We start from the raw sequence: 22,640 nt of genomic DNA, 5'->3' as shown, positions 1-22,640 counted from the left end.
GAGGACGCATGTTCCAGGGCATCGTGATCGACAAGGACGAAACCGGCCAGCACGCGCGGCTGCAAATGCTGGACGACGCGCAGTTGCCCGCCGGCAACGTGACGATCCGCGTGGGCTATTCGACGCTGAACTACAAGGACGGGCTGGCCATCACCGGCAAGAGCCCGGTCGTGCGCAAGTTCCCGATGGTGCCGGGCATCGATCTGGTCGGCGAAGTCGAAGCGAGCACGCACGCGGATTACCGCCCCGGCGATCAAGTCGTGCTCAACGGCTGGGGCGTCGGCGAAACGCACTGGGGCGGCCTCGCGCAGAAGGCGCGGGTCGACGGCGACTGGCTGGTGCCGCTGCCGTCCGCGTTTTCGCCGCAACAGGCGATGGCCATCGGCACGGCCGGCTACACCGCGATGCTGTGCGTGATGGCACTCGAGCGGCACGGCGTGCGCCCGGATGACGGCGAGATCGTGGTGACCGGCGCGGCCGGCGGCGTGGGCAGCGTCGCCACCGCTATCCTCGCCAGGCTGGGATACCGCGTCGTCGCGGTAACGGGCCGCCCCGCCGATGCCGACTACCTGCGGCAGCTCGGCGCGGCGGAGATCCTGGAGCGATCGCAATTCAGCGAGCCCGGCAAGCCGCTCGGCAAGGAACGCTGGGCCGGCGCCGTCGACGTGGCGGGCAGCCACGTGCTCGCCAACGTGTGCGCGACCACGCGCTACCGCGGCGTCGTGACGGCCTGCGGCCTCGCCGCCGGCATGGATTTCCCCGCGACCGTCGCGCCGTTCATCCTGCGCGGCGTCACGCTCGTCGGAATCGACAGCGTGATGTGCCCGCGCGCCGAGCGGCTGGAGGCGTGGCGCCGGCTCGCGTCCGATCTCGACGTCGAGAAGCTGGGCGCGATCAGCCACCAGGTCGGCCTGGGCGACCTCATCCCGCTTGCAGGGGAATTGATCGACGGCAAGGTGCGCGGCCGCATCGTCGTCGACGTGAACGCGTGACGCCGCTGACGACCACCCGCGCCGCTTCAATCGGACGGCGGCTCGCGCGTCGAGTACGCCCGCGCCACGTTATCCAGGAGACCTCATGACCGCCGCAAACACCGCACCCATCAGCCGCTTTCCCGTGCCCGCGCTCGAAGACTTGCCCGAGGACATTCGCGAACGCATCACAGCCGTCCAGGAAAAGTCGGGCTTCATCCCGAACGTGTTCCTGACGCTGGCGCATCGCCCGGACGAGTTTCGCGCGTTCATGGCGTACCACGACGCGCTGATGGACAAGCCCGGCAATCTGAGCAAGGCCGAACGTGAAATGATCGTCGTGGCCACCAGCGCCGTGAACCAGTGTCAGTACTGCGTGATCGCGCACGGGGCGATCCTGCGGATTCGCGCGAAGGACCCGCTGATCGCCGACCAGGTCGCCACGAACTACCGCAAGGCCGACCTCACTGCCCGGCAGAAGGCGATGCTGGACTTCGCGATGAAGGTGTCGCAGACCGCGCATCTGGTGGGAGAAACGGACTTCGACACGCTCGAGTCGCATGGTTTCATCGAAGAAGACGTGTGGGACATCATGGCGATCTCGGCGTTCTTCGGGATGTCCAACCGCATCGCGAACGTGACGAACATGCGGCCGAACGCGGAGTTTTACTCGATGGGGCGTTGAGCGCACGCGAACCCTGGCATTCCACATGCTTTTCGGTAACTCAGTCATCAAAAGTTACCAGGCTCTCATCTTATCCCTTGAGGAACGCTCGGAACGCTCACGAGCCGCATCCTGCTGATCACCGCCAGCCCCCGCAGCACTGACAGCCTCTCCACGCGCTTCGCGCACGATCGCAGCACACGGTCGGCGCCGGCCCTCACGCGCTGGGCCGAACGGCCGCTCGCCGCTCCCGGCGAGCCAACCCGATGTCAGCGCTCACTCCTGTACCTTCCACGGCAATACGCCGCCCGGCCGCTTCGCGACAATCAACGGACCCACGCGCAATCCATCAAAAGCGTGCACTATTAGGGTTTTGCCGTACCGGCGCCCGACGCCTCGACGTTCGTTTCACGTTCCCCGTTTCAAACCGCGAACCTCCCATGACGAATCAGCCTACCCAGACCGCGGCCGACCGGCCCGTCGACATGATCATCTTCGGTGGCGGCGGCGACCTGGCCGCCCGCAAGCTGTTGCCCGCGCTGTACATGGCGCACCTGCACTGCAACCTTCCGCCCGAGACGCGCATCATCGCGGTCGGCCGCCGCGACTGGGGCATCGACGGCTATCGCAAGTTCATGGACGAGCAGTCGCGCCCGTTCATCGACGAAAAGGCGTTCGATCCCGCGGCCTGGAGCCGCTTCCTCGACCTGTTCAAGTACGTGCTGATCGACGTGAACGCACCGGACGACTACCTGCGGCTCGCGGAAGCGGCGCGCGGCGACGCGATCCGCGTGTTCTACCTGTCGACGTCGCCGGAGCTGTTCACCACCATCTGCGACAACCTGTCGGCCGCGCACCTCGTCGACAAGCACTCGCGCGTCGTCCTCGAAAAGCCGCTCGGCCACGATCTCGCGTCCGCGAAGGCGATCAACGATGCGGTCGGCAAGCACTTCGAGGAATCACAGATCTATCGGATCGACCACTATCTCGGCAAGGAAACCGTGCAGAACCTGATGGTGCTGCGCTTCGGCAACCCGATCTTCGGGCCGCTGTGGCAGGCGCCGAGCATCCGCAGCGTGCAGATCACGGTGGCGGAGACGGTGGGGGTCGGCAGCCGCGCGGGCTTCTACGACCATACCGGCGCGCTGCGCGACATGGTGCAGAACCACCTGCTGCAACTGCTGTGCATCGTCGCGATGGAGCCGCCGGTGTCGCTCGACCCGGACGCGGTGCGCGACGAGAAGCTGAAGGTGCTGCGCTCGCTGCGGCCGATGGCGGTGGCGGACGTCGCGCGCGACACGGTGCGCGGCCAGTACACGGCCGGCGCGGTCGACGGCCAGCCGGTGAAGGGCTATCTCGAGGAAGACAACGTGCCGGCGGACAGCCGCGCGGAAACCTTCGTCGCGCTGCGCGCGCACATCAACAACTGGCGCTGGGCCAACGTGCCGTTCTTCCTGCGCACCGGCAAGCGGCTGCAGCGCCGCCAGTCGGAAATCGTGATCGAGTTCGCGGACATGCCGTTCTCGATCATCCCGACCGGCCCGCGCCACTACAGCAACCGACTCGTGATCCAGCTCCAGCCGGAAGAGTCGATCCAGCTGCAGATGCTCGCGAAGGAACCGGGCAGCGGGATGAACATGGTGCCCGTGAGCCTGAACCTCGACCTGCAGCAGGCGATTCCGGAGCGGCGCGCGGAAGCGTACGAGCGTTTGCTGATCGACGTGATCCGCGGCCGCCTCACGCACTTCATGCGCCGCGACGAGCTCGAAGCCGCGTGGTCGTGGGTCGAGCCGATCCTCGACGGCTGGAAGGAGCTCGGCGACCGGCCGCGCCTGTACACGGCCGGCACGTTCGGGCCCGCGGCTTCGTCCGCGCTGCTCGCGCGCGACGGGATGTCGTGGTCCGAAGAGGCGTAACCGCCACGCGACGGCGTGCCGGAATACGGCACGCCGGATCGCACGTCAAATCCCGCATCAAACCGCACGGGGCGTAACCTGCCCCGTCGTCCCGGCCGCCGTTACCGCGGCTCCATCCACGACGCCGCCTTGCGCCGCCCCGGCGCATCATTGCCGCTGCCGCCCAGCGCTTCGATCAGGTAATCGACGAATGACGCGATCCGCGACGAGATCGCGGTATTGCGGTAGTACACCGCGTGGATCGGCTGCTCGACCTCGAGCGTCTGGCGCGCAAGCACCTGCACGAGCCGGCCCGCGTCGCGGTCCTGCGCAGTCATGAAATCCGACAGGCAGACCACGCCCGCACCGTCGAGCGCGAGCTGCCGCAGCGTCTCGCCGCTCGACGAGCGGATGCCCGGCTCGATGCGGCACGGCTCGCCGTCGGTGCCGAGGATCGGCCACACGTTCAGCGATTCAGGCTGCGTGAAGCCGAGCAGCGTGTGCTTGCCGAGATCCTCCACCTTGCGCGGCTGGCCGTGCGCCGCCACGTACGCGGGACTCGCGAGCATGCGGATCCGGCTGGTGCCGATGCGCCGGCTGTGCAGCGTCGAATCCTTCAGCCGGCCGATCCGGAACGCGACGTCGGTGCGCCGCTCCAGCAGGTCGATGATGCCCTCGTTGCTGTTCAGCTCCAGCTCGACTTGCGGGAAGCGTTCACGGTAGCCACGCACGAGCGGCACGATCACGTGCAGCATGAACGGCGTCGCCGCATCCACGCGCAGCCGCCCCGACGGCATCTCGCGGCGTGCGAGCATCTGCTCTTCCGCCGTCTCGACCGATTCGATGATCGCGCGCGCGTCCTGCAGGAATGCGCGCCCTTCCTCGGTCAGTTCGAGCCGGCGCGTGGTCCGGCGCAGCAGCGTGGTCTTCAGCTTTTCCTCGAGCCGCCCGAGCGTGCGGCTCGTTGCCGACACCGTGAGGTCGAGCTGCTGCGCGGCCGCCGTGATCGAACCGGAGTCGACCACGGCGGCAAAGGCCTGGAGTTCGTCGAGCGTAATCTTCATCGCAGCATTCTTGATTTCAAATCAAAACAATTTGGTTTATAAGCCTGTTTTTCGGCAAAAGTAAAGGCGGCACACTGCGCTCCATCCTCACCGGACCCTGGAGCACCCATCATGCCACTCGCCCTGCTTGCGCTGACCATCAGCGCATTTGCCATCGGTACCACCGAATTCGTGATCGTCGGGCTGATCCCGACGATCGGCGCCGACCTCGGCGTCAGCCTGCCGTCCGCCGGCCTGCTCGTCAGCCTTTACGCACTGAGCGTCGCGATCGGCGCGCCGCTCCTCACCGCGCTCACCGGCCGCGTGCCGCGCAAGACCCTGCTCGCCGCGCTGATGGCGTTGTTCACCGTCGGCAATCTCGTGGCCTGGCAAGCGCCCGGCTATGAATCGCTGATCGTCGCGCGCATCCTCACCGGCCTCGCGCACGGCGTGTTCTTCTCGGTCGGCTCGATCATCGCGACCACGCTCGTGCCGAAGGAGAAGGCCGCCAGCGCGATCGCGACGATGTTCAGCGGGATGACCGTCGCGTTCGTCGCCGGCATTCCGCTCGGCACCTTCATCGGCCAGCACTTCGGCTGGCGCGCGACGTTCCTGGTCGTCGCGCTGTTCGGCCTCGTCGCGTTCGTCGGCGCGGTGGCCTTCATGCCGCGCGGATTGCCGCAAACGGCGCCCGCGCCGCTCGCCCGCCAGTTCCGCGTGCTCGCGCAGCCTCGCCTCCTGCTGGTCTATGCAATGACGGCCGTCGGCTACGGCGGTTCGCTGATCGCGTTCACGTACATGGCCCCGCTGCTCGAGCAGATCGCCGGCTTCACGCCGTCCCAGGTCAGCCTCGTGCTCGTCGGCTACGGCGTGTCGGTCGCGTTCGGCAACGTGTGGGGCGGCAAGCTCGCGGACGCCGTCGGCCCCGTGAAAGCGCTCAAGCGGATCTTCCTGCTGCTCGCGATCGTGCTGCTCGCGCTCACCTTCACGATTCACGTCAAATGGCTCGCCGTGCTGACGATGCTCGCGTGGGGTGCGGTGGCGTTCGGCAACGTGCCGGGGCTGCAGGTGTACGTCGTCAAGCAGGCGCGCCACTTCGCGCCCGACGCGACCGACGTCGCATCCGGCTTCAACATCGCCGCATTCAACCTCGGCGTCGCGGGCGGCTCGGCGCTCGGCGGCGTGATCGTCGCGCACGTGGGCCTCGGCCATACGCCGTGGATCGCGGCGGCCGTCACGCTCGGCGCATTCGCACTCACCGCACTGAGCGGCCGGCTCGACCGCAGCGCGGGCCTGCCGGAACGCACGGCGGAACCCGTCCAGCTCGCTCACTGAACGGAGCCCGACCATGTCCACTTCACTCACGGCACTCGACACACTCGCAGACGGCAGCTTCAGCATCGGCCTCGAACTGCCGCTCGACAACGACTGGTCGCCGGCCGGCAACGCGAAGCGCCAGCACGACCGTCGCTACCCCGGCGTACCCGACCTCGCGCGCCACGCGACGCTCGCGCAGCGGGCCGATACGCTCGGCTTCCGCGCGCTCTGGGTGCGCGACGTGCCGGTGTACGACCCCGCGTTCGGCGACGCCGCGCAAGTGTTCGAAACCTTCTCGTATCTCGGCTACCTCGCCGGCATCACGAACGACATCCTGCTCGGCACGGCGGCCGTCGTGCTGCCGCTGCGCGAGCCGCTGCTCACGCTGAAATCGGCCGCGACGATCCAGGAACTGAGCGGCGGCCGCTTGCTGCTCGGCGTGGCCAGCGGCGACCGCCCCGTCGAATATCCGCTGTTCGGCCGCGACTTCGCGTCACGCGGCGCGAATTTCCGCGACCAGATCGCGCTGCTGCGCGACGGCGCGCGCGGGCATCTGCCGCCCGGCCTCGACGTGCTGCCCGCCGCCCGCACCCCGCTGCCGCTGCTCGTCGCGGGCCTCGCGCAGCAGACACCCGCGTGGATCGGCGAACACATGGACGGCTGCCTCGCGTATCCGGGCACGCCGGACGACCACCGGCAGCGCGCCGCGAACTGGCGCGCGGTGGCCGGCAACAAACCGTACGTGAGCTTCATCCACCTCGACCTCGCGGAAGATCCGCGCGAACCGCTGCAGCGGCACCGCTTCGGCGCCCGCGCCGGGCGTCTCGCGCTCATCGAGGAGCTGGCGGACATGCGCGACGCAGGCGTGCAGCACATCGGCCTGCATTTCCGCCGCAACCGGCGGCCGCTCGACGAGACGATGGCCGAGATCGCGGCAGAGGTGCTGCCGGTGTTCCACGCGGTTGAAAACGCACGGCCGCGCGTTGCATGACGCCGCCGAAATCCACTTCCGATACTTGATTTCAGATCAAATATTTTTGACCTGAGACGGCGTTTATCTCACCAATCCCGAACGCCACAATGACACCCATATCGAACCCGTTCCACTTTCCCAGGAGCACCTGATGAGCAAGATTCCCGCCTTCGGCCTCGGTACGTTCCGCCTGCAAGGCCAGACCGTCATCGACTCGGTGCGCAACGGCCTCGAAGTCGGCTACCGCGCGATCGACACCGCGCAGATCTACGGCAACGAGGCCGAAGTCGGCGAAGCGATCGCCGCGTCGGGCGTGCACCGCGACGACCTGTTCCTCACGACCAAGATCTGGGTCGACAACTACGCGCCGGGCAAGCTCGTGCCGAGCCTCGAGGAAAGCCTGCGCAAGCTGCGCACCGACCACGTCGACCTGACGCTGATCCACTGGCCGGCCCCCGACAACGGCGTCGCGCTCGACACGTTCATGACCGCGCTCGCCGACGCGAAGGCGCAGGGCCTCACGCGCCGGATCGGCATCTCGAACTTCAACATCGCACTGACGAAGGAAGCGATCGCGGCCGTCGGCAAGGACGCCATCGCGACGAACCAGATCGAGCTGAGCCCGTACCTGCAGAACCGCAAGCTCGTCGAGTTCCTGAACGCCGAAGGCATCCACGTCACGTCGTACATGACGCTCGCGTACGGCAAGGTGCTCGGCGATCCGGTGATCGGTGCGATCGCGCAGCGTCACGACGCGACGCCCGCGCAGGTCGCGCTCGCATGGGCGTTGCGGCTCGGCTACTCGGTGATCCCGTCGTCGACGAAGCGCGAGAACCTCGCGAGCAACCTGCTCGCGCAGACGCTGCGCCTGACCGACGAAGACATGGCGCAGATCGCCGCGCTCGAACGCAACGGCCGCGAAGTCGACCCGGCCGGCCTCGCGCCGAAGTGGGACTGACCGCACCACCCGCCACTCACATTTGATTCGCCGCGGCCCGCAGGCCGCGGCACCGACAGGACAACTCCATGACCCAGGACCCGCTTTTTCAACCGCTGCAACTCGGCGCGCTGACGCTGCCGAACCGCATCGTGATGCCGCCGATGACGCGCTCGCGCGCCAGCCAGCCCGGCGACGAAGCCAACGAACTGATGGCCGCGTATTACGCGCAGCGCGCGAGCGCGGGCCTGATCGTCAGCGAAGGCACCTATATCGCGCCGCTCGGCAAGGGCTACGCGTGGACGCCCGGCATTCACACGCCGTCGCAGGTGGCCGGCTGGCGCAAGGTGACGGACGCCGTGCATGCCGCGCACGGCCGGATCTTCGCGCAGCTGTGGCACGTCGGCCGGCTGAGCCACACGAGCCTGCTCGGTGGCCGGCAGCCCGTATCGTCGTCGCCGCTCCAGGCGAAAGGCGTGAACGTGTTCATCGCCGGTGAAGACGGCAGCACGCCGGGCTTCGTGCAAGCGTCCGAGCCGCGCGCGCTGACGATCGACGAGATCCGCGAGATCGTCGATCAATACCGCGCCGCCGCGCGCCATGCGATCGAGGCCGGCTTCGACGGTGTCGAGCTGCACGGCGCGAACGGCTATCTCGTGAACCAGTTCATCGATTCGAACGCCAACACGCGCACCGATGCGTACGGCGGTTCGCTCGACAACCGGCTGCGCTTCCTGCGCGAAGTCACGCAGGCGCTGATCGACGGCACGGGCGACGCATCGCGCGTCGGCATCCGCCTCGCGCCGCTGACGACGCTGAACGGCTGCGTCGACGACGATCCGGAAACGACCTACCTCGCCGCCGCAAAGCTGCTCGGCAAACTCGGCGTCGGCTACCTGCACATCGCGGAAGCCGACTGGGACGATGCACCGTTGATGCCGGTCGAATTCAAGCGGCAGCTGCGCGCCGCGTTCCCCGGCGTGCTGATCTACGCCGGCGCGTACACCGCCGAGCGCGCACGCGAAGCGATCGCCGCCGGTTGGGCCGACCTCGTCGGGTTCGGCCGCCCGTTCGTCGCGAACCCCGACCTGCCCGAGCGGCTGCGCACCGGTGCCGCGCTCGCGCCGCACGACCGCAACACGCTGTTCGGCGGCGGCGAGCGCGGGCTGACCGACTATCCGACGCTGGCCCAGGCCGCGGCCTGAGCCGGCATACCCGGGACTGCTCATGAGAATCTCGCTCCCTTCCCGCCTGGGTTTCGGCACCGCGCCGCTGGGCAACATGTACCGGGACATCCCGCACGAAGAAGCGCTGGCCACGGTCGACGCAGCGTGGGACAGCGGTATCCGCTACTTCGACGCCGCGCCGCTGTATGGCGCCGGCCTCGCCGAGCTGCGCCTCGGCGAAGCGCTCGCACGGCGCCCGCGCGACGCGTATTCGCTCGGCACCAAGGTCGGCCGGCTCGTCCTCGACGAGCACGAGGACGCATCGCAACGCGATCTCGGCGAAAAAGGCGGCCTGTTTCGCCACGGGCTGCCGAACCGGATCGTCTACGACTACACCGAGGACGGCACGCTGCGCTCGATCGACGCGAGCCTCAGGCGGCTGCGCACCGACCGGCTCGACACCGTGTGGATTCACGACCCGGCCGTCGACTTTCACGGCGACGCGTGGCGCGACGTGTTCGACATCGCGATGTCGGGCGCGGCCAGGGCGCTCACGCGACTGCGCGACGAGAAGGTGATCCAGGGCTGGGGCCTCGGCGTGAACCGCGTCGAGCCGTGCGAACTCGCGCTCGAACGCGCGGACCCCGACGGCTTTCTGCTCGCCGGGCGCTATACGCTGCTCGACCATGCGGGCGCGCTCGAACGGCTGATGCCGGAAAGCGCCGCGCGCGGGCTCGGGATCATCGTCGGCGGCCCGTACAACTCGGGCGTGCTGGCGGGCGGCACCCACTACGAGTATCAGCCGGCCACGCAGGCCATGCTCGACCGCGTCGCGCGCATCCGCCGGATCTGCGAACGATTCGGCGTCGATGTCCGCGCGGTGGCACTGCAATTCTCGCTCGCGCACCCGGCCGTCGCGGCCGCGATCCCCGGCGCTAGCCGGCCCGATCGCATCGACGACAACCTGCGTCTCGCGGCGGCGTCGATCCCTGCCGAACTGTGGAATACGCTGAAGGCCGAACGCCTGATTGCCGAGCAGGCACCGACGCCGGTGGGCGCGGATCGAGGTTGAATCGGGCAGGCGCGGCCGCATCAACCAACGGCCGCGTATCCCGGGCCGCGCGTAAATGCCACGACTATCGCCACGATTGCCATTTGCGCATTGCAGCCGGTGCAATTGGCGTCTAGCGTTTACGGGTTCGTCGACGTATACCCGTCATCCCACCCGAAAGGATGCCTCGCCATGCGAAGCCGCTTCCCGAAACGCCCCCTGCTACCGGCCGCCGTGGCCTGCGTCGCATTCGCCTTCTGCGCGTCGTCCGCCCGCGCCGACGACTCCGCCGGCATCGCGCCGCCCCAGCCGGCCACGCCCGTGCTGTCGACGACTGCGGCCGGCATACAGGTCTACACGTGCGACTACGATGCCGGACACAAGCTCGCGTGGGTGTTCCAGCATCCGGAGGCGATGCTGTTCGACGCGAGCGGCACGCTCGTCGTTCGGCACGGTGCCGGGCCATCATGGGAAGCGCTCGACGGCAGCCGCATTACCGGCAAGAAACTCGCGGAAGCGCCGAGCGCGCGCACCGGCAGCATTCCGCAACTCCTGCTCGCGGCGACACCGGCCGCAACGGACGCGAAGGCCACGGCCGGCACGCTCGCCGGCGTGCGCTTCGTGCAGCGGCTCGATACCGCGGGCGGCATGCCGCCGGATGCGGCGTGCTCGACCGAGCATGCGGTCGGCCGCTTCCCGTATTTCGCGCGCTACGTGTTCCTGAAATGACGCACGACGGCGCCCGAACCACCGGGCGCCGCCGCGGCTTCGTCCACTGCCCGCATCGCATTGATCAGTTGTCCTCTCCTTTACGGCCGGATGCGTGCCGTCATCAGGTACCGCAGAGCTCAGCCGATCCGCATCGACAACTCGACATCGCCGCCGAACGGCACCGACAGATAGCCGTTCTCCGGCGCGCGCACGTACGCGAGATAGTCGGGGTTGAAATCGGCATTGTCTGCAACGACGAACGCGCCGGGCCGCAACCGGTGTTCGACGCGTGCAAGCACCTCCGGATACAGCGCCTTCGCGCCGTCGAGCAGCAGCAGGTCGACCGAATCCGGCAGATCGGCGGCCAACGTGCGCAGCGCATCGCCCTCGCGGATCTCGACGAGATCGGCCAGCCCGGCCGCTGCCAGGTTCGCCCGCGCCCGCACGACCTTCGACGGCTCGAATTCGCTCGTGACCAGCCGGCCGCCGCCGTTGTCGCGCAGCGCGGCCGCGAGGTGCAGCGTCGAAATGCCGAACGACGTGCCGAATTCGACGATCGACCGCGCGCCGCCGCTGCGCGCGAGCATGTACAACAGCGTGCCCGTCTCGCGCGACACGGCGAGCGGATAGTCCTTCAGGCGCGCATACAGATCGGCGTATTCGGTCTTGCTGCGCATCAGCCGCGCCTGCTCGTCGCGCGACAGGCCGGCGAAGTCCGGGCTCGTGGCAGGCGACGAAGCGTCGGCCTCGTCGAACAGGCGTGCCAGCAGCGAGGCCAGCGGGTCGAGCGTCAGGGTGGTCATGCGAATCTCCGGGTTCAGGTTGAGTGCGTCGTTGCACCTGGCTAGAATATGACGAACTATTCAGGTTTTACTATTCGCATTGGCCAGCCGCTCATGACCGACCGCCCGAACGCCCGGATTGCCACGCGCAAACAGCCTCAGCAGGCTCGCTCGACCCAGCTCGTCGAGGACGTCCTGCAGGCCGCTGTTCAGGTTTTGGCGAGCGAAGGCGCGCAGCGCTTCACGATGGCGCGGGTTGCCGAGCGCGCCGGCGTGAGCGTCGGCTCGCTGTACCAGTACTTCCCGAACAAGGCGGCCGTGCTGTTCCGGCTGCAGCATGACGAGTGGCGGCAGACGGCCGAGATGCTGCGCGGGATGCTGGAGGACGTGAACCGGACCCCGCCCGAGCGGCTGCGCACGGCCGTTCACGCGTTCATCCGTTCGGAATGCGACGAGGCGCGGATGCGCATCGCACTCGACGACGCCGCGCCGCTCTATCGCAACGCGCCCGAGGCACACGAAGCGAAGGCCGCCGGCAACCGCATCTTTCAGGCGTTCATGCGCGAGGCGCTGCCCGATGCACCGGACGCCACGCGCGAACTGGCATGCGACCTGATCACCACCACGCTCACCGCGGCCGGCAAGGCGTTCTCGGAAAGCGAGCGCTCGCCCGATGAAATCGACGCGTATTCGAACGCGATGGCCGACATGTTCCGCGCCTATCTCGACCGTCTCGCGCACAATTGAGGCCGGGGCGACGACGAAAACCGCCCCTGCGCGATCGCGCCATCGTCCGAATGCAGGTTGCGCGCGACGGCGCCCCCCCGCCACCGGCCCCTGTTTCCACCGGCCTGGCCGGCCATCATGAAAGACACTTGTAATTTTCGATGCATCTCCCGCTCCCCCCTGCCCGTCGACTCCGCATTCAAATAATCGCCTTAACGGATTCGAACTAGGCGTATACACGCGTGTCGACACGACGAAGCCCGGTTGCACGCCGATATAAGCGCTGAGACATGCGCTGCATGCTCTTCCCCCAATGGGACGTGATGGGCCGTTCGCCTAACCTTCGCTACGGCAAAGCACACGTGACGGGGTCGACACCACAACGCGTCGCACGACGCGACACCTTCGCGATCGTTTCGATTCACACGTAACGACACGGATCACGCGTCATTCGTCCCCACGACGTTGCCGACAATCCCAACTAGATACGAGACACCCTGACGACGGTTCGCTACGGGCCGTTTCAGCATGCTGATAAAGGAGCAAGCTCATGAGTGATACCCCGGTGCAGCCGACGGTCGGCGTCGGCGCGGAAGAAACTGACTTTGGCACCAAGGGAGTCATCGACCGGTACTTCGGCATTTCGTCGCGCGGCAGCACGCAGCGCCGCGAGATCATTGCCGGCGTCACGACCTTCCTCGCGATGGTCTATTCCGTGTTCGTCGTGCCCGGCATGTTCGGCAAGGCCGGCTTCGACACGAGCGCCGTGTTCGTCGCGGTCTGCCTCACGACCGCGTTCGGCTCGCTGCTGATGGGCCTGTGGGCGAAGCTGCCGATCGCGATCGGCTGCGCGATCTCGCTGACCGCGTTCACCGCGTTCGGCCTCGTGCTCGGCAAGGGGCTGTCGCCGACGGTCGCGCTCGGCGCCGTGTTCCTGATGGGCCTCGTGTTCACCGGCATTTCCGTCACCGGCGTGCGTTCGTGGATCCTGCGCAACCTGCCCGCGGGCGTCGCGCACGGCACCGGGATCGGCATCGGCCTGTTCCTGCTGCTGATCGCATCGAACGACGTCGGCCTCGTGATCAAGAACCCGGGCGCCGGCCTGCCGGTCTCGCTCGGTCAGATCACCGCGTTCCCGGTCATCATGTCGGTCATCGGCCTCGCCGCGATCTTCGGCCTCGAAAAGCGTCGCGTGCCGGGCGGCATCCTGCTCGTCGTGATCGCGATCTCGATCTTCGGCCTGATCTTCGATCCGGGCGTGAAGTACCACGGCATCTTCGCACTGCCGTCGCTGAGCGCACCGGGCCATGCGTCGCTGATCGGCGCGATGGACATCAAGGGCGCGCTGTCGATGGCCGTGCTGCCGAGCGTGCTGGCGCTGGTGATGACCGCGGTGTTCGACGCGACCGGCACGATCCGCGCCGTGGCGGGCCAGGCAGGCCAGCTCGACGAGAACGGCCGCATCATCAACGGCGGCCGTGCGCTGACCGCCGATTCGCTCAGCTCGATCTTCTCCGGCTTCCTTGGCGGTGCACCGGCGGCGGCCTACATCGAGTCGAGCGTCGGCGTGGCCGCCGGCGCGAAGACGGGCCTCGCGGCTGCCGTGGTCGGCCTGCTGTTCCTCGTCGTGATGTTCTTCTCGCCGCTCGCGGGCCTCGTGCCGTCGTACGCCACCGCACCGGCGCTGATGTACGTCGGCCTGCTGATGCTGGGCAGCGTGAGCAAGCTGCACATGGACGACATGGTCGACGCGATGTCGGGCCTCGTGTGCGCGGTGTTCATCGTGCTGACCGCGAACATCGTGACGGGCATCATGCTCGGCTTCTCGACGCTCGTGATCGGCCGCATCGCCAGCGGCGAATTCCGCAAGCTCAACGTCGGCACCGTGCTCATCGCAGCCGTGCTCGTCACGTTCTATCTCGGCGGCTGGGCGATCTGACCGCGAATCGTGTGCGACGTCGCCGGCAGAAGGACGGCGCGCATCGGGACGACATCGTCTCCTCCACCATCATCGTCGATGGTCTCCGGGCCTGGGAACGCGAGTTTCCAGGCTTTTTTTGTCGATGCGGCGCAGTGCGGCGCGTATCACGGAAACGGCGCGGCGCGAATCCGCCCCCGGTGCTACGATCGGGCTTTGCCTTCAGGAGCCCCCATGAACGCGCTCGGCATCGTCTCCGAATCGAGCACCCGAACGTCGGCGCACAAGCCGCCGTTCATCCCGTCGTTCGGCTTCCACGAAGTGCACGAATCGAAGCCGATCGAGGCCGCGCCGGCACGCATCATCGACACGGTCACCACGCTCGACATGCGCACGGATCCGATCGTCGACGCCCTGCTCAACGTCCGCGAATTCCCGACGGCCGTTGCCGCGTCGCTGCGCCATGGCACCCCGCGCGGCGAATGCGAACGCTTCGGCCTCCACGCGTTCACGCCGCTGCATCGCGACGAAACATCAGTGTCGCTCGGCCTGATCGGCCGCTTCTGGCGCCCTGACCTCGGCGTGCTGAAGATCGCCGACGCAGCCGCATTCGTGCAGCACGACGACCCGCGCGATGCGAAGCTCGTGCTCCGCTTCGAAGTCGTCGGGCTCGCGTCGGGTGCGCACCTGCTGCGCACCGAAACCTTCGTGCATTGCCCGACCGCCCGCACGCGGCTGCTGTTCATGCCGTACTGGCTCGCAATCCGGATGGCGAGCGGCTGGATTCGGCGCCGCACGCTGACGGCTGTCGAAATGGCGCTGGCGTAGGGCCTCGCCGCACCTGCCATTGCGGCACGCGCGGGCTATCCGCGTCGAAACGGTTTGATCACGACGAGCCCGACGACGATCGCCGTCGCGGCTCGCCATACCTCGCCCTGTCGACATAAAACCCTGCGCACGCAACCGTCAGGATCGCTACCGAATGCCGCCACACCCCATCGCCCGCCCCAGCATCGCGCCAACCGGACCCGATCGATGACCCGCATCCGCAACCCCCTGAACCTCGCGCAGCTCCAGGCGTTCGTCTCCGCCGCGCATCACAAGAGCCTGCGCGCTGCCGCGCGCGAACTCGGTGTCACGCAGCCCGCGATCACGCATACGATCCGCGAGCTCGAAACGGCGCTCAACGCGGAGCTGCTCGCGCGCAGCGTACGCGGCGTCGAGCTGACCGTGTGCGGCCATGCGCTGCTGCCGCGCGCCGAGCAACTGCTCGGCGACATCCGCCGCACGGTCGAGGCCGTCGAGCAGGTGAAAGGCGAGATGTCGGGGCGCGTGGCGGTCGGCACGATGCCGTCGATCGCGCTGACCGCGCTGCCGCGCGCGGTGACGGCGTTCCGCCGGTCGATGCCGAACGTGAGCCTGCATCTCGAGGAAATGACTGTGCCCGACGCGCTCGCGCAGTTGCGCAACGGCACGCTCGACATCGCTGCGATGCACCACGTGCCGGCGCTCGACCGCGATTTCACGCAATTGCCGCTGCTGTCGACCGAATTCACCGTCGTGATGCGCGACGGCCACCCGCTTGCGCATGCGCGCCGGTTAGAGGAATTGCTCGATGCCGAGTGGATCGTCACCGTGGGCGCCGAGCAGTTTCCGCACAGTGTGATGATCGGGATGTTCGAGGCGCACGGGCTGCCGCTGCCGAAGCGCCTGCTGCGCTCGCCGATGTCGTTCGCGGTGACGCTCGGGCTCGTCGCGCGCTCGGACGTGATCGGCTGCTTCACGCGCCCGCTCGCCGAGATGGTCGCGCCGCTGGGCATCCGCACGGCCGAACTCGACGAAAGCATGCCGCGCTTCGACCTGTCGATCATCGCGCGGCGCGACCTGCTGCCCACGCCCGCCGTCACGCAATTCGTCACGTGCCTGCAGCGCGCGGTCAACGAAACGCTCGGCTGAATCGTTCCTGTGTCTGAAACGGCGGCGCCCGTCGCGCGCCGCCGCCGGGCCCGGTATCGGGGCTTGTCCTAGGCGCCCTGCCGGTATTTTGTCTTGATAATCTTCCGCACGTCGCGCGCCCGCATCGGGCGGGCGAAACGGACAGCCTGTCGCGAAGCCGCGCCGGGCCGAAGGCTTACGGCGCGGCACAACCGCGCACCCATCGAACAAAACGAGGAGTCACCGAGTGAAAAAGATTCTTGCGGCTGTGACCGTAGCCCTGCTGGCCGTATCGGCAGGCACCGCGTATGCGAAGGACTGGACGACCGTGCGGTTCGGCGTCGACGCAAGCTACCCGCCTTTCGAATCGAAAGGCGCTGACGGCAAGGTGGTCGGGTTCGACGTCGACCTCGGCAACGAAATCTGCCGCCGCATGAACGCGAAGTGCGTGTGGATCGAAAACGACTTCGACGGGATGATTCCGGCACTGAAGGCCCGCAAGTTCGACGGCGTGCTGTCGTCGATGTCGATGACGCCGGCGCGTCAGGAACAGATCGCCTTCTCGGCGAAGCTGTTCAACACGCCGACGCGCCTCGTCACGAAGAAGGGCACCGGCCTGCAGCCGACGGCCGAATCGCTGAAGGGCAAGTCGGTGGGCGTCGAGCAGGGCACGATCCAGGAAACCTATGCGAAGACGTACTGGGCGTCGAAGGGCGTGAACGTCGTGCCTTACCAGAACCAGGACCAGGTCTACGCCGACCTGATCTCGGGCCGTCTGGACGGCGCGCTGCAGGACGCGGTGCAGGCTGAGATCGGCTTCCTGAAGACGCCGCGCGGCGCGAACTTCGATTTCGCCGGCAAGGACATCGACGATCCGAAGACGCTCGGCAACGGCGCCGGCATCGGCCTGCGCAAGGAAGACACCGACCTGAAGGCGAAGATCGACGGCGCGATCGCCGGCATGCGCAAGGACGGCACGTACGACAAGATCGCGAAGAAGTACTTCGATTTCGACGTCTACGGCAAGTAATCCGCCTGACAAGCGCACGCTTCGCTCCGGCACGAACGGGCTCCGCAAGGAGCCCGTTTTTTTTCGCCCGCGGCACCGGCAGCGTTATTTTTTCCGCCCCAACCTGATGATTCTCAACGAGAATCGGCGTGTTCTGGCGCCGGTTTGATGGCGGCGAGGAAGGCAACGTACAATCGATCTTCCACGCACACCGGATCATTCGCGGCTGCGCCGCACTCCCCCATCATGCAAACGCAGACCCATCCGCTGATTTCCCCCGCCGTCGGTACCGAACGCCAGATCACGAGCTTTCACTACGGCCCGCGCGGCGGCAAGAAGGTCTATATCCAGTCGTCGCTGCACGCGGACGAACTGCCCGGCATGCTGGTCGCCACGCTGCTGCGCCGCAAGATCGCCGCGCTCGAGACGGCCGGCAAGCTGCGCGGCGAAGTCGTCATCGTGCCCGTGCCGAACCCGATCGGCCTGTCGCAACACGTGTTCGGCGATCACCTCGGCCGCTTCGAGCTCGGCTCGATGCAGAACTTCAACCGCAATTTCTACGATCTCGCGGCGCTCGTGCTGCCGCGTGTCGAACACCGCCTGACGAACGACGCGCAGCACAACCTCGTCGCCGTGCGCGCCGCGATGCGCGAAGCGCTCGACGAGCAGAAGCCGCGCACCGAGCTCGACTCGCAGCGCCTCGCACTGCAGAAGCTGTCGTTCGACGCCGACATCGTGCTCGACCTGCACTGCGACAGCGATGCGGTGATGCACCTCTACACGAATCCCGATCTGTGGCCGGACGTCGAGCCGCTGTCGCGCTACCTCGACGCACAGGCGTCGCTGCTCGCGCTGAATTCGGTCGGCAACCCGTTCGACGAAATCCACAGCTTCTGCTGGTCGGACCTGCGCAACCGCTTCGGCGACCGCTTCCCGATCCCGAACGGCGCGATTTCCGTCACGATCGAACTGCGCAGCGAGCGCGACGTGTCGTACGAGTTCGCCGAAAAGGACGCCCAGGCGATCGTCGAATACCTGACCGAGCGCGGTGTCGTCGACGGCACGCCGGCGCCGCTGCCGCCGCTTGCCCATCCGGCCACGCCGCTCGCGGGCACCGATCCGCTCGTCGCGCCGGTGTCGGGCGTGATCGTGTTCCGCACGCCGGTCGGCGTGATGATCGAGGCCGGCCAGGCCGTGGCCGACATCATCGATCCGCTGACCGATCGCGTCGTCACGCTGAAGAGCAGCGTGTCGGGCGTGCTGTACGCGCGCCAGATCGTGCGCTTCGCGACGGCCGGCATGGAAGTCGCGCGGATTGCCGGCGCGACTGCGATCCGCACCGGTTCGCTGCTGTCGGCCTGAGCGGCCGGCCCGCGCGCCGGAGCACGGCGCGCATCGCGTTCACCCGCCCGCACCAACGAAATCGCCCGCTTGCGCGGGCGATTTGCTTTCCGGATCGTCGAGATCCGGCCATCCGGTACGTGAAAACGTTCAGAACGCCGGTACGATCGCGCCGCCGAACTTCTGGTCGATGAACTTGCGCACGTCGTCCGATTCATAGGCCGCGACGAGCTTCTTCACCCACGGCTTGTCCTTGTCCTGCGCGCGCACCGCGATCAGGTTCGCATACGGCCCGCGCAGATCCTCGATCGCGATCGCATCCTTCACCGGCGTGAGCCCGGCCTTCACCGCGTAGTCGGTGTTGATCGACGCGGCATCGACGTCGGGCAGCGCGCGCGGCAGCTGCGCGGAATCAAGCTCGACGATCTTGATCTTCTTCGGGTTCTCGGCGATGTCGAGCGGCGTCGCGTTCACGCCGTTCGCGCCGACGCCCGGCTTCAGCTTGATCACCCCGTACTTCTGCAGCAGCAACAGCGCGCGGTTGCCGTTCGACGGATCGTTCTGGATCCCGACCTTCGCCCCCACCGGCAAGTCCTTCAGCGACTTGAGCTTTTTCGAGTAGAAACCCATCGGCGCCGTGTACGTGAGCCCGACGTTGACGATCTTGTAGCCGCGCTGCTTGATCTGGCTGTCGAGGAACGGCTGGTGCTGGAAGCCGTTCGCGTCGAGATCGCCGGCATCGAGCGCCGCGTTCGGCTGCACGTAGTCGTTGAATTCGATGACCTTGATCGCAAGGCCTTCGCGTGCGGCGACCTTCGTCACCTCGGTCCAGATCTGCGCGTCGGGGCCGCTCATCGTACCGATCTTGAGCGTTTGCGAGTCGGCGTGCGCGCCGGGCGCCGCGAATGCCAGCGCGGCGGCGAGTGCGCCGAGGCCGGTCAGGAATGAACGTCGCATGGTGACCTCTTGTCCCGTGTCGTTTGTTGGAACACGGATCGTGGCATGGGGCCCGAACGCCACCAACCAAGCTTATTTCATGTGCATATTCCTGCTTCCGATCGAATCTCAGTCTGAATCGGTATAACCACCGGCTATACAAGCGGGCAGAATTCGGTGTCGCATCGACGCCACACATTCTTCATATGACAGTCGCTGTCATATTCATTACGTGGCCCCTCGATAAAGTTGCCGCCGGTCCGTGAAAGCGCCCATAGAGAGCGCCGGAACCGCAACTGGACACGCCATTTATTCGCTCGGAGAATCCTTTGAACAAGAAACTGTTGACCATCGCCGTCCTGGCAGCAACGACCGGCGCAGCTCACGCACAAAGCAGCGTGACCCTTTACGGCGTCATCGATGCCGGTATCAGCTACGTGAACCACAGCAAGACCGCTACCGGCAGCGGCAAGTTGTTCAAGTACGACGACGGCGTGGCCCAGGGCAGCCGTTGGGGCCTGCGCGGCACCGAAGACCTCGGTGGCGGCCTGAAGGCGATCTTCGTGCTCGAAAACGGCTTCAACAGCGGCAACGGCACGCTCGGCCAGGGTGGCGCGATCTTCGGCCGCCAGGCTTATGTCGGCCTGAGCCAGACGCAATACGGCACGGTCACGTTCGGCCGCCAGTACTCGTTCTCGACCGACATCCTCGGCTCGAACTATTCGACGGGCGGCAACACGGTCGCGGGTAACTACGCTTACCACGTGAACGACATCGACCAGCTGACGTCGAGCCGCATCAACAACTCGGTGAAGTTCCAGAGCGCGAACTACTCGGGCTTCACGTTCGGCGCGTTGTACGGCTTCTCGAACTCGACGGACTTCGCCGGCGCAAACGGCACGGGCGCCGCAAACACCGGCGGCTCGTCGCGCGCTTACAGCTTCGGCCTGAACTACGCGAACGGCCCGTTCTCGCTGGGCGCCGCGTACACGGACATCCGCTTCCCGAGCCAGTCGACGCCGGCGTTCTCGACGTCGATCGCGAACATCGCACTGACCAACATCCGCGACCTGCGCACGTACGGCGTCGGCGGCCGCTACGTCTTCGGCCCGGCAACGGCATGGGCACTGTGGACGCGCACGCAGTTCACCCCGATCGCTGCAGGCGCATCGGGCACGTTCTACAACGCATACGAAGCAGGCCTGAAGTACGCACTCACGCCGGCCCTGTCGGCAGCAGCAGGCTACACGTACACGAACGCAACGCAGAGCGGCAGCTCGGCGCACTGGAACCAGGGCAACCTGGGGCTCGACTACGCACTCAGCAAGCGTACGGACGTGTACGGCCTGGTGATCTACCAGAAGGCGTCGGGCAACAACGTGCAAGCGCAGATCGGCTCGAGCACGAGCTACTTCAGCACGTCGGGGACGGGTTCGTCGAACCAGCTCGCGGCTCGCGTCGGCATCCGTCACAAGTTCTAAAGCATCCGCTTAACTCGCGGATCACGACGGCAAGAAGCGCCCCGCTCCACGCGGGGCGCTTTTTTATGTGCTTTTAAGTTTCGCTTAATTCTGGGCTGAGAGGATGCTCTCACCCCCCCTGTTGGCCGCCTGAACATCGGCGGCTTTTTTTTTGAACCGCCGACGGCGCCGCCATCGATTGCCCACAAGACGAGACAGGATCGGAGGCCATGATGATCGAAGATACCGTTTTCAGCCATCTGCACGCGATTCTGACGTGCCAACACTCGATGCCGGTGCAGAGCTGCCGCGTATCGGTCGAAATGCAGCGTCCGTGGGGACGGCCGTATCGTCTCGTCGAATGGACGATGCATCTCGACGCGCCCGCGCGGCGCCAGATCGTGCCGGCCGAATCGACTGACGAAGAGATCGCCGAGGTCGTCGCCTCGCACGTGCCGGGCCGGCTTTACGGCGACGGCCGCCTGCAGTTCTGAACGCCTTCCCGCTCCATCCGCTTCCCTGGTTTCACCCGCGCCGCACGCATCGTGCGGCAGTCGGTCTCGTTTGATGCCGCAACGAAACCTGCTACGCTGCGCGTTTTCGTCCACGCAACACACGATGGAAAACGCATTCAACGAACGTGGCGTGATGATCACGCGCAACGGCCTGTCGGCCGCCGGGCAGGTATTCCCACTCCGTGACATCCGCCAGGTCGACGTCGTCAAGATTCCGAAGAACCGCCTCGTGCCGTCGCTGATCTCGCTGACCGGCGCGGCCACCGCCGTCGCAGGCGGCATCGCCGCATCGAGCGCCGCGCTCGTCGTCGGCGTGATGCTCGGCGTCGTCGGCTATCTCTCATGGGCCACCCAGGACGTCACGTATCGCCTGATGGTCGAAATGCCCGACGGCAAGCGCGAAGCGCTGTCGAGCGTCGACGTCGAGTTCGTCGAACGCGTCGCGCAAGTCGTGCGCGATGCGCAAGCTGCGAAAGCGGCCGGCTGATTCCGTTCGCCTCCCTGCACGCTTCGATTCGCGGTGCGCCAGGCACGCGTGGCGCGTTTCGCGCCGCGCAACGGCACCGTCGATTACCCCGTCGAATCGCATTCCACCTCCTCGTCGCCAACACCGCGCCTGCGCTGCGCACGCCGACCGCCTAGTATGGAAAGAGCGGCTCGCCGCCGCATCGTCCGATGGAGGCCAGCATGAACGTCCAGACGCTGTCCGGCACGCTTCGCGCGCAGGAACTGCTGATCGTGTCGATGATCCGCGCGCTTCCCCCTGACACGCGCCGTGCGCTCGTCGACCTCTACACCGAACAGATCGCGTTCGCCGAGCAGGCCGGCCTCGAAGGCCACGGCGATCGCGCGACGCACGACGCGTTCATCACGCATGCTCGCAACCTGCTGATCCGCATCGAAGCGCTGGCGTAGGGCCTGTTCACGCTAATAACGGGCTTGCGAACGTGCGTTGCCGGTCGTAGTGCAAGGGGTGAGGAGCGCCGTTTGGCCTTGCCAAACAAGCGACGAGCGACGCCGCAATACGGCCGGCAAGACGCGTTCCCTTGTTCGGGAAAATTCATTCGTGGGGCTGGCCACCAGAAGGGCCGATCGCCGCGTCATGCTCCTCGCGAATACATCGAGTATTCGCTTCGTCGCAATCCTTGCGCTCGGCCCTTCTGGTGGCCAGCGCAAGCCCGTTATTAGCGTGAACAGGCCCTAAGCCCGCATTTTCCCGAATTTCCCGCCGTGGCTCGCGCGAGCCGCGCAGGTAAGCGCTCACCCACGCGAGCCGCTATCCGTTCTTGT

22 protein-coding genes are annotated in these 22,640 nt (G+C 66.9%); 19 read left to right on the top strand and 3 right to left on the bottom strand.

The features are described from left to right. Window positions 1-8 precede the first annotated feature (8 nt). The 3 genes from FFS49_RS01355 to zwf all read left to right on the top strand — a co-directional run bounded on the left by FFS49_RS01355 (window position 9) and on the right by zwf (window position 3,551). Window positions 9-992 carry an MDR family oxidoreductase gene (locus FFS49_RS01355; RefSeq protein ID WP_105818247.1) on the top strand — a complete coding sequence of 328 codons (984 nt, stop codon included), beginning with the start codon at window positions 9-11 and terminating at the stop codon, window positions 990-992. 85 nt (window positions 993-1,077) lie between these two features. Beyond that, on the top strand, window positions 1,078-1,656 hold the full coding sequence (locus FFS49_RS01350) for a peroxidase-related enzyme (protein ID WP_105818248.1): 579 nt from the start codon (window positions 1,078-1,080) through the stop codon (window positions 1,654-1,656). A 419-nt stretch (window positions 1,657-2,075) separates the two neighbouring features. Beyond that, complete coding sequence (gene zwf / locus FFS49_RS01340; protein ID WP_071331885.1) at window positions 2,076-3,551, top strand: glucose-6-phosphate dehydrogenase; 1,476 nt, start codon at window positions 2,076-2,078, stop codon at window positions 3,549-3,551. Window positions 3,552-3,652: 101 nt separating this feature from the next. On the opposite strand, the gene FFS49_RS01335 is transcribed toward zwf, so the two are convergent. After that, on the bottom strand, window positions 3,653-4,594 hold the full coding sequence (locus tag FFS49_RS01335) for a LysR family transcriptional regulator (protein ID WP_071331884.1): 942 nt from the start codon (window positions 4,592-4,594) through the stop codon (window positions 3,653-3,655). Between the two features lie 111 nt (window positions 4,595-4,705). Here FFS49_RS01335 and FFS49_RS01330 point away from each other — a divergent pair, with 111 nt between their 5' ends. The 6 genes from FFS49_RS01330 (at window position 4,706) to FFS49_RS01305 (ending at window position 10,746) form a co-directional block, all read left to right on the top strand. Beyond that, entirely contained in the window at window positions 4,706-5,908 is a 1,203-nt protein-coding gene (locus FFS49_RS01330) for an MFS transporter (protein ID WP_105818249.1), read from the top strand. A gap of 13 nt (window positions 5,909-5,921) precedes the next feature. Beyond that, the gene (locus FFS49_RS01325) at window positions 5,922-6,881 is read left to right on the top strand and encodes an LLM class oxidoreductase (RefSeq protein WP_105818250.1); all 960 of its coding nucleotides are present in this window, start codon (window positions 5,922-5,924) and stop codon (window positions 6,879-6,881) included. Between the two features lie 133 nt (window positions 6,882-7,014). Continuing rightward, window positions 7,015-7,821, top strand: a complete 807-nt coding sequence (gene dkgB, locus FFS49_RS01320; protein ID WP_071331881.1) for a 2,5-didehydrogluconate reductase DkgB — start codon at window positions 7,015-7,017, stop codon at window positions 7,819-7,821. A gap of 68 nt (window positions 7,822-7,889) precedes the next feature. Continuing rightward, the gene (locus FFS49_RS01315; protein ID WP_105818251.1) at window positions 7,890-9,005 is read left to right on the top strand and encodes an alkene reductase; all 1,116 of its coding nucleotides are present in this window, start codon (window positions 7,890-7,892) and stop codon (window positions 9,003-9,005) included. A 22-nt stretch (window positions 9,006-9,027) separates the two neighbouring features. Continuing rightward, the gene (locus FFS49_RS01310) at window positions 9,028-10,038 is read left to right on the top strand and encodes an aldo/keto reductase (protein WP_105818252.1); all 1,011 of its coding nucleotides are present in this window, start codon (window positions 9,028-9,030) and stop codon (window positions 10,036-10,038) included. Between the two features lie 171 nt (window positions 10,039-10,209). Continuing rightward, on the top strand, window positions 10,210-10,746 hold the full coding sequence (locus FFS49_RS01305) for a DUF3455 domain-containing protein (RefSeq protein ID WP_105818253.1): 537 nt from the start codon (window positions 10,210-10,212) through the stop codon (window positions 10,744-10,746). A 119-nt stretch (window positions 10,747-10,865) separates the two neighbouring features. Here FFS49_RS01305 and FFS49_RS01300 read toward each other — a convergent pair whose 3' ends face one another. Further along, entirely contained in the window at window positions 10,866-11,531 is a 666-nt protein-coding gene (locus FFS49_RS01300) for an O-methyltransferase (RefSeq protein WP_071331877.1), read from the bottom strand. A 93-nt stretch (window positions 11,532-11,624) separates the two neighbouring features. Between FFS49_RS01300 and FFS49_RS01295 the strand changes: the two genes are divergently transcribed. The 6 genes from FFS49_RS01295 (at window position 11,625) to FFS49_RS01270 (ending at window position 18,460) form a co-directional block, all read left to right on the top strand. Then, window positions 11,625-12,257: a TetR family transcriptional regulator gene (locus tag FFS49_RS01295; protein ID WP_223274446.1), complete on the top strand. Its 633-nt coding sequence runs from the start codon at window positions 11,625-11,627 to the stop codon at window positions 12,255-12,257. A gap of 529 nt (window positions 12,258-12,786) precedes the next feature. Then, window positions 12,787-14,175 (top strand): NCS2 family permease, encoded by a 1,389-nt coding sequence (locus FFS49_RS01290; RefSeq protein ID WP_039349927.1) that lies wholly within the window; start codon window positions 12,787-12,789, stop codon window positions 14,173-14,175. Between the two features lie 213 nt (window positions 14,176-14,388). Continuing rightward, window positions 14,389-14,982, top strand: a complete 594-nt coding sequence (locus FFS49_RS01285) for a hypothetical protein (protein ID WP_105818254.1) — start codon at window positions 14,389-14,391, stop codon at window positions 14,980-14,982. A 207-nt stretch (window positions 14,983-15,189) separates the two neighbouring features. Continuing rightward, window positions 15,190-16,110 (top strand): LysR substrate-binding domain-containing protein, encoded by a 921-nt coding sequence (locus tag FFS49_RS01280; RefSeq protein ID WP_171026705.1) that lies wholly within the window; start codon window positions 15,190-15,192, stop codon window positions 16,108-16,110. 226 nt (window positions 16,111-16,336) lie between these two features. Beyond that, window positions 16,337-17,119, top strand: coding sequence for an ABC transporter substrate-binding protein (locus tag FFS49_RS01275; protein ID WP_046548643.1), 783 nt, complete (start codon window positions 16,337-16,339; stop codon window positions 17,117-17,119). 225 nt (window positions 17,120-17,344) lie between these two features. Then, window positions 17,345-18,460, top strand: a complete 1,116-nt coding sequence (locus tag FFS49_RS01270; protein ID WP_105818255.1) for a succinylglutamate desuccinylase/aspartoacylase family protein — start codon at window positions 17,345-17,347, stop codon at window positions 18,458-18,460. 129 nt (window positions 18,461-18,589) lie between these two features. Here the strand turns inward: FFS49_RS01270 and FFS49_RS01265 are convergent, their stop codons facing one another. After that, window positions 18,590-19,396 (bottom strand): MetQ/NlpA family lipoprotein, encoded by an 807-nt coding sequence (locus FFS49_RS01265; RefSeq protein ID WP_105818256.1) that lies wholly within the window; start codon window positions 19,394-19,396, stop codon window positions 18,590-18,592. 308 nt (window positions 19,397-19,704) lie between these two features. Here FFS49_RS01265 and FFS49_RS01260 point away from each other — a divergent pair, with 308 nt between their 5' ends. The 4 genes from FFS49_RS01260 to FFS49_RS01245 all read left to right on the top strand — a co-directional run bounded on the left by FFS49_RS01260 (window position 19,705) and on the right by FFS49_RS01245 (window position 22,265). Then, entirely contained in the window at window positions 19,705-20,856 is a 1,152-nt protein-coding gene (locus FFS49_RS01260; RefSeq protein WP_105818257.1) for a porin, read from the top strand. Window positions 20,857-21,068: 212 nt separating this feature from the next. Next, complete coding sequence (locus tag FFS49_RS01255) at window positions 21,069-21,329, top strand: DUF2866 domain-containing protein (RefSeq protein ID WP_011353838.1); 261 nt, start codon at window positions 21,069-21,071, stop codon at window positions 21,327-21,329. 124 nt (window positions 21,330-21,453) lie between these two features. Beyond that, complete coding sequence (locus FFS49_RS01250; RefSeq protein WP_105818258.1) at window positions 21,454-21,837, top strand: DUF6232 family protein; 384 nt, start codon at window positions 21,454-21,456, stop codon at window positions 21,835-21,837. A 200-nt stretch (window positions 21,838-22,037) separates the two neighbouring features. Further along, window positions 22,038-22,265, top strand: coding sequence for a hypothetical protein (locus tag FFS49_RS01245; RefSeq protein WP_039350095.1), 228 nt, complete (start codon window positions 22,038-22,040; stop codon window positions 22,263-22,265). Window positions 22,266-22,640 lie beyond the last annotated feature (375 nt).

Origin of the sequence: Burkholderia sp. 4NA327C6 (assembly GCF_005502655.1) — a bacterium.
GTDB lineage: Bacteria > Pseudomonadota > Gammaproteobacteria > Burkholderiales > Burkholderiaceae > Burkholderia > Burkholderia contaminans.
This window is presented reverse-complemented; position numbering and strand designations above follow the sequence as displayed.